Consider the following 6,911-nt stretch of genomic DNA (forward strand, 5'->3'; position numbering starts at 1 on the left):
TTTATTGAAACTTTTTTTGAGGAAAAAGAAGTATTGCTTATCCCGAATTGGGGTTGTAAGAACCAAAGAATACATATTCACAAAGTTTTCAAAGGCATAGCTCAAAGAGGGAAAAGCTCTATGGGGTGGTTCTTCGGTTTCAAATTGCATTTGATTTGTAATGAGAAAGGAGAGCTTCTCAACTTTATGATAACGCCGGGAGATATTGATGACCGTAAACCTTTGGAGTATCAAGCTTTTGTAGAGTTTATACATGGTAAGCTGGTCGGTGACAAGGGGTACATCAGTAAGAACCTCTTTCAAAGGCTTTTCGTTGACGGAATACAACTTATTACCAAATTGAAAAGTAACATGAAAGGAGCTTTAATGAGCGTTTCAGACAGACTTTTACTCAGAAAAAGAGCCATTATAGAAACGGTGAATGATGAACTTAAGAACATTGCACAAGTGGAGCACTCCAGACATAGATGCTTTGACAATTTCATCGTCAACTTATTAGGGGCAATTGCTGCCTATTGTCTGTTTCCAAAGAAGCCGTGTATCAATGTACAAAGGACTATTGATACACAGCTTGCATTGTTCTGAATTCGTCGAACTCACGTTATTTATTTTACCATGCAAGAGATTACTTTCCCACACAAAACTTGGAAAATATATTGGAAAGGACATCTTGAGTGTTTACTTCTCCAACAATCTCAGAGAGCGCGCGAATACAGTCGCGCAAATCTTCGCTGATAAGTTCCCCCGACAAACTAAGATTGAGGGCAGAAATAGCTTGCGCAATAGATTTTTGTGCACGACTAAAAGCTTCGTAGTGGCGAAGATTTGTCACGATAACGGACGAAGAGGCCCCTTCTATCTTGGTGCGGTCAATGAGTGTAGGGAAAATGTTCTGAAGGCGGGAAATATCTTTAGTTTGATGGGCACTTATCATAATTTTACGAGTGTCTTTGGGACAGCTTCTGAGTAATTTCTCTACGCTTTCTTTAATCTTCGCTTCACCTTGTGGAGTCTCAGCTGCTAAGTCGCATTTGTTGATGACTAATACCAATTGCTTATTCTCACAATGAGGGAGAATTTGTTCAGATAAATCTTGAACATCATTTTCAAGACGTAACGCATCTATAACCCATAGTACGATGTCGGCCTTTTCTAGTTGGATATAACTTCGTTCAATTCCTAAGCGTTCTATTGTATCTGTCGTACTCCGTAAACCGGCAGTATCAATGAATCTGAATGGAATTCCTTCGATGTTTACAACGTCTTCAATAATGTCTCGCGTAGTTCCATGAATATCGCTGACGATGGCTTTCTCTTCTCCTACTAGTGCATTCAAGATTGTAGACTTACCAGCATTAGTCTGTCCTACGATAGCTACAGGTATACCATTTTTTATGGCATTTCCTAAACGGAAACTTTTTAACAGGTGAGTTATGTGTTCATTGATGTCTGTGGCGATATTGGTGAGTTCTATTCGATCTGCGAATTCTAGGTCTTCATGGTCTGAAAAGTCCAGTTCTAACTCCAATAAAGATGTCAGATGCAACAACTTGTCTCGAAGTTTTTTCAGAGCGGTACTGTAGCTTCCTCGCATCTGGCTCATAGCCAAGTGGTGAGTAGCTTTTGTTGACGATGCTATCAAATCCGCTACTGCTTCTGCTTGACTAAGATCCATCTTTCTATTGAGGAAGGCACGTTTTGTGAATTCTCCAGGTTCTGCCATTACGCAGCCTGCTTGAATGAGTAGTTCAATGCAGCGTTGTAGTATGTATTTAGAACCGTGGCACGATATCTCCGTCGCATTTTCTCCAGAATAGGAGTGTGGCGCATGAAAGATGCTAACCAAAACTTCATCCAATATGCTATCATTGTCTATTATGCGTCCAAAGACTATAGAGTTCGCTGGGCGATTTATTAAGGGACGGTCAAAGATGTGTTCTGTAATTTTAATAGCCTTAGGTCCTGATACACGTACAATACCCAAGGCTCCTTCTGGAGCAGTTGCTATGGCACAAATGGTAGTATTTTCCATTATTTTCTAGTAGCTTATTTATCAGTTCAAAAAAGTGATAAAGGAGTGCCGCTTTTCTACGGCATAATTTAATTGTGAGTGCTAATGTTTCCTTTTCTTTGTGAACGTGAAGGTCTCAACCAGTGAAAGAGTTCTCCTACTTTATTAAAATTGCGTTTAAGCAAAATTCCAATTCCTTGTGTAGTAAGTGTAGAGCGAGTAAAGTATCTATCGTTAGTTTCACTGTATGCTTTCAGACTCACGCCTCCCCCTTTGGTTAGGATATATTGTGCATCAAAGTCACCCACAAAGTTCGTTGTGTTATAGGTGTTATCTCGGTAACCAAAGTTGCCGTTGATAAGTAGGCGATTATTGAGCAGACGTCCACTTAATAGCCCCTCTATTTCCATCGTATTAGTACCTAAAGATCCTGTTGACAGATTTGCACCAAAAGTCCAGTTTGAACTATTCATAGCGCTGGAAATGATGCTATTAAGTTGGTTTGAAAGAGTGGATGATAGAAATGATTTCATTGCTGCTCCTGTTTGCGTTTCATTGCTGTTTGTTGCAGTTTGCGAGTAGTTTGGAGCGTAGAATCTGCCAACCCCAAGAAGATAAATGATTTGCATGTTCATATCTTCTTCTGTTGCGATAAGATGTCTCACCATCTGCTTCTCGTCTTCATTTACATTTGGTAAATCAAGATCAAAGTTTACTTCTGGGTTCTGTACTTTGCCATGGAAATTCAATAAACAATTTACACGCGTAGTATTTGTACTGAAGTTTCTTCCGATATTTAAGTCGGCAAGTGAAGCTGAGTTGATGGCATATACAGCTTGCATATTTAAGTCACCCTGATACGGATCACCGTTGAAGATTATTCTACTGCCTTGAGTAAAAGAAAAGTCTTTTCGTATGACATTTTGGATACTCATTTTATAAGTTCCATTCTCAACAGTATATGTTCCATACATGTTAAAATTACCTTTGTTATAATAGTTGACACGTATCGGACCACTTCCATGTACAGTAATGGCATCACCTGTTTTTTCGTCCATGACAACCTTGATTGTTGCATCAGGTGTGACGTCGAAAAGCATATTCATACGGATGTTGGTAGAACTGCTCTCTGTGCTGTCATTAAGTGCTTTTGTTGGTTTTTGTTTTCCGAACGACAACTGCGAAGAGGATTGTACACTATCATTGCGCTCTGCAAATCTGATGAAGGGCACATTGGTGAAATTATCAGGACTATTGACTGTGTAAGTAAAGACAGTTCCTTTTTCTGGATGCATGTTCAGATCTATCTGCAAATTATTAGGAGCGCCTTTCAGTGCCATGTGTCCTGTTCCATAAGCTGTCGCGTAGAAGGGTAGGTCTACATTGGGAGGTTGGTTTAAAACTAGTAGCCGTTTTGCTTCTACATCAAAGTTGTAGCGCAAATTCTTTAGGTGCGTATGTTGTAGAGTACCATTCACCGTTCCGTCTCCATCTTTTTCATCAGAAACCGTAAAGTTATGGAAGGAGAAGATGCCTGGTTGAATTGTTACATGTCCATTATTTACAAGATATGATGCTCCTGTTGCTTGTATTTTTGCTCTTGCCCACACATCTATTTCTCCCTCAAAATCTAATTGTTTGAGCGGGCCAAAGATGCGGCAATGTCCCGTTCCTCTGCCTTGAAAATTATCAAAGATATCACTGATGTAGCGATTCAGAAATACTAAGTTTGTTTTCTTACTATTTATATCCAGTTGTAATTGTTTGTGATGTAGATTAACGTATCCTTTTACTTTTGTTCTTGCTGTATCTCCTTCAACGATATCTCCATTAAGATTGATTTGTTTATTAGGGAAATCAAAGCCTCCTTGCAGATGTAATTTGCCGAGAAATTCATCATTTAGATGGAAGTCGGGGATGTATAAATCTGCAGAAAGTTGGTTACCTCTTTGATCGTGAGAAATACTTGCTGTTCCTGATGCTTTTCCGGCAAAGTCTACTGCGTGGAAGTCCACAAGATTCATAACGTAAGCGACATCTATTTTTTGTAGTTGAGCGTAGATAGAATCCTTTGGATTAGAAGATAGTTTTCCAAAGATGTTCAATTTTTGATCGCTATGTCTTATTGAAAAAGCTCTAATGTCAAGATTCTGACGCGTATAAGTAAGTTGCCCTCTATCAATATCCCAGATACTATCTCCTATGTGAAAGTTTGTAGGATGAATATCTATGTTAATAAGCTTTCCCTCGTTTGAGAAATTGGTAGTGAACTTTAGTGAACCTCCAATTTCATGATTTATATATTCGTCCCAATAGATATTTGTTAGCATCTTTCCTTTTTCTGCTTTTCCGTCAATTACAACTTGAATGTTGGTTTCTTCAAAGGTCTTCTTTGCTTGTAGTAATAGCTTAACGCTATCTTCTTTACTGTTGAAATACAGACTTATATCTTTCAATTCTAGTCCGTCATATATGACGTCTTTTGTATCAAATGTTATGGATGTTGCATTGCTCTCATGATTAATGTAACCTCGGAGTGTTGCAACATTTGAAATGTAGATGGGGATATTAAGGAGTCGGCGAAGAATATCTGTTTTCTTTACTTGTACATTAAATGCCCATTTCTCTCCTTTTTCTTTGTCTGTCAATTCTATAAGCCCTCGAACAGATTTTGCTAAAATATGGAAAATACTCTTTTTGAGCTTTTGTAAATCCATCGGTCCTTGTATATCTGCATCTGCAAAGTCGCTTCTTAGGTGTAAAGACTGTGTTGTTGTGGATATATTTAGTTGCTGACACTGATAGGTGGAATCATTGTCAAACATGCTGAAATTTCGTATTTTTACTTGAGCAATAGGATTTTGTAAGTTTAAATCTTTCAATGTACCTTCAAGCGAAGTGGCAAAGCTGGCTTTCCCAAAATGTTGTGTCAGATGTAGAGATGCTGGATTCAGTTTATGAATGTCTGCCTTTACGCGAATATTGTAAGGAGTTAACTTTTTGAGATTACCTTCTATATTTACTCCCAGCAACATATTGGGATCTGTTGATTTTAGGCTTAATTCAAAATATTTATTTGCTAGTTTTAACTGACTTGTAATGCCGTGGTAGAGATAGTTTTTAAGTTCAAACTTCTCTATACTAATATTAGCATTGCTTTTTGGTGTCTGCTTATTTAGTAAAATTTCTCCTTGAAGACTGAATGTGATTTGAGAAGGTAGGTCTTTCTTTCCGACGATTTCTGCCAATGCGAAAGCTTTCCCTTTAACGCTCCCTGATAATCGTTCGTCTTTATAAGTTAACGCTTCGTTGAAACTCCCTACGCCAGTCTTCAATAAGCCTTTAGCCGAATAGGATTTACCGAGTTTTATTCGTATAATGCCAGAGTAATCAATGTTACCTACCCGAGAAAAGATGGCAGGTGTTTCTTTGTGACTGAAATGCATGAAGAGTCTCTGCCCAAGTCTCTGTGTTAGTGAGAATTGATGGATGTTAAGTGCTAAATCATTAATTTTTCCATTCGTTCTGTTTAGTGTAAAGGAAGCTAATAGATTTAGATGCTCATTTTTGTTTTTTATTTGAATGTTGTTGAAGTTTAACCTGTTGTTATTTATAGAGTAATAGGTTGCTAAAGAAAGAGTTTCTTTAAGTCCTTTGAACTGTGGGATGGCAAATGAAAAGTCTTCAGTTGATAGTTGGGCCTGATCTATGGCACCTCGGCATGTAAGGGTATATCCCAGCGTTTGTATTGAGCTATCATCATATGTAAAAACAATACGGCTTTGATTTATATAAGAATTTGATAGTCGTAAATCGAAGTTTGTCAGTATAGCTTTATGATGGTTGGCAATAAGGCGGAACGTTAGTTTTTTAATGTCTAATCCGCTCTGTTCTTTAAAGGAAAGAGCACGCACGCGGAGATTGATACTGTCCGGCGTAAGGCGTTTTAAACTGATATTGGAACTAATATCTCTTATCGAAAGGTGTGAAAAATTAATTTTTCCTGGACTCTGTGCTTTGTACCATTCATTCCAAGTGACATTGACACGACGCAAGATAACACTATTAATGCGAAGATTTAGTGCTTCTTCTTTTTTCTCTTCTTTTGATTTCAGTGCATCGATGATGAATTGGAAATTCGTGGGGGAGTTTGCCGCTTTCTTATAGAGTTGTATGTTCGCATCTAAGAGCGACACCGTTCTTAGGGAGATTTCCCCCCATAATAGAGGTTTGATTTCAAATTTAGTTGTTGCCAAATCGCATCCAAGCAAGAGTTGCTGACTTTGGTCCTTTATGTTTAGATCTTTAATGATGACACGGTTAAATAATCCGATGTTGATATTACCAATAGTTACCGTAGTGTGTAACTTCTCCGACAATGCATTTTGGATGGCATTTGCTATGATGCGTTGGGTAGGAGAGAAGTTAATTACAAATAGGATGAGTAGGTAAAGACTAAGTACTATACCTACTATCCATTGTATTATTTTTCCTAATGATCTGATTGCTTCAAAAATTTATAAGGCAAAAATACGAATTTTACGTGACACATTTATACTTGCAACATCTTTTCGAGTTTCTTCTTAATTTAATATAGTTTTTATTATAAAAAATCAAAACTCCAATTCGGGATAAGCAATACTTCTTTTTCCTCAAAAAAGTTTCAATAAAAACCTAAAAAGAGGATTGTTTTTTGTATATTTACTGTTGATAATCAATCATATAACAAAATAACAATCCTCATGAAACTTGTCAGCAAAGTTACGGAAATCTATTGTATTGCAGATGATTTTTGCAAAGAATATCATTTAGAATTAAACAAAACCTCTCTTTCTCCCTCATCCTCCTCTGCCAATAGTCCAAAACATCGCAAGAGAAAAGGGCGGATGAGTGATGCCGA

General features: G+C 37.6%; 4 protein-coding genes. 2 read left to right on the forward strand and 2 right to left on the reverse strand.

What is annotated here, in order from left to right; translation table 11 throughout:
• Positions 1-585, forward strand: a 585-nt coding sequence (locus tag ACO4R2_RS07960) for an IS982 family transposase (protein WP_484769829.1), incomplete at its 5' end; no start/stop codon positions are given.
• Between the two features lie 40 nt (positions 586-625).
• Here the strand turns inward: ACO4R2_RS07960 and mnmE are convergent.
• Complete coding sequence (gene mnmE / locus ACO4R2_RS07965) at positions 626-2,032, reverse strand: tRNA uridine-5-carboxymethylaminomethyl(34) synthesis GTPase MnmE (RefSeq protein WP_484769830.1); 1,407 nt, start codon at positions 2,030-2,032, stop codon at positions 626-628.
• A gap of 68 nt (positions 2,033-2,100) precedes the next feature.
• Positions 2,101-6,390 carry a translocation/assembly module TamB domain-containing protein gene (locus ACO4R2_RS07970; protein ID WP_484769831.1) on the reverse strand — a complete coding sequence of 1,430 codons (4,290 nt, stop codon included), beginning with the start codon at positions 6,388-6,390 and terminating at the stop codon, positions 2,101-2,103.
• Between the two features lie 363 nt (positions 6,391-6,753).
• Between ACO4R2_RS07970 and ACO4R2_RS07975 the strand changes: the two genes are divergently transcribed.
• Positions 6,754-6,911, forward strand: a 158-nt coding sequence (locus ACO4R2_RS07975) for a transposase (protein WP_484769832.1), incomplete at its 3' end; no start/stop codon positions are given.

The organism is Alloprevotella sp., assembly GCF_057240785.1.